Below are 687 nucleotides of genomic sequence, written 5' to 3' on the forward strand. Positions count from 1 at the left end.
TATCAGAAGAATACTCCATCATCCTCCAGCGTATCCCTCCGAAAAAATTGTCCGATCCAATTGAATCATAGCATATATCGTGTTAGGCACTTTTTAATTTTTCTATTTTTTCAATCAATTTTTGATAATCAACTTTTTGTTTTCCGATTAACCTCAGTTCTAAAAGAGTTTCACTTATAACTTTCTTGTCTTTAATTTTAAGAATTGATGGTTCATGAATTTTAATATTTTCATTCCATTTCATAATTTCTAGAACTATTGAGCGCTTTATATTACCAACCAATTTGGGTCCGTCATAATAAATCTCCATAACTGGGAATGGTATTTTAGGTATAAATTAGTCTTTTATCAGATCTTGGATTGGTTTTTTACAGGGATAAAATAAAATCAGACTGTTCTGATTCTGTTTTATCCAGTTGTCTAATTCTCGGGCGTAATTGAAATTGTCAATTCCAGATTTAATTACAGCAAATAAAATGAGTAGTCCAATAATTATCCTTACATATCCATCATTAGCAAATCCCCACCATAATATTCCACTTCCGATTAGAATACCTATTAGATTAGATTTGATTATTGAGAATAACTTTTCCATTTGCGAATTGTGCCTAACGTTTAATATATGTGTCGTAGCAGAGAAAAATGTTACCCTGTTTTTTGTTTTTTCTGTGCATTGGTTGCTAACTT

The 687-nt window shown here is 30.6% G+C and carries 2 protein-coding genes; both read right to left on the reverse strand.

Annotated elements, in window-relative coordinates; all coding sequences use genetic code 11:
• Window positions 1–82: 82 nt before the first annotated feature.
• Window positions 83–310 (reverse strand): hypothetical protein, encoded by a 228-nt coding sequence (locus tag Q1A73_RS24430; protein ID WP_299611443.1) that lies wholly within the window; start codon window positions 308–310, stop codon window positions 83–85.
• 27 nt (window positions 311–337) lie between these two features.
• Window positions 338–687 (reverse strand): hypothetical protein (locus Q1A73_RS24435; RefSeq protein WP_299611446.1); only part of this gene is annotated, 350 nt, incomplete at its 5' end.

The organism is uncultured Aquimarina sp. (assembly GCF_947492115.1).
Classification (GTDB): Bacteria; Bacteroidota; Bacteroidia; order Flavobacteriales; family Flavobacteriaceae; genus Aquimarina.

Bases quoted from the DNA above. Each gene is read 5' to 3' on its own strand.
- Q1A73_RS24430 (WP_299611443.1), bottom strand. From the start codon at position 310: ATGGAGATTTATTATGACGGACCCAAATTGGTTGGTAATATAAAGCGC.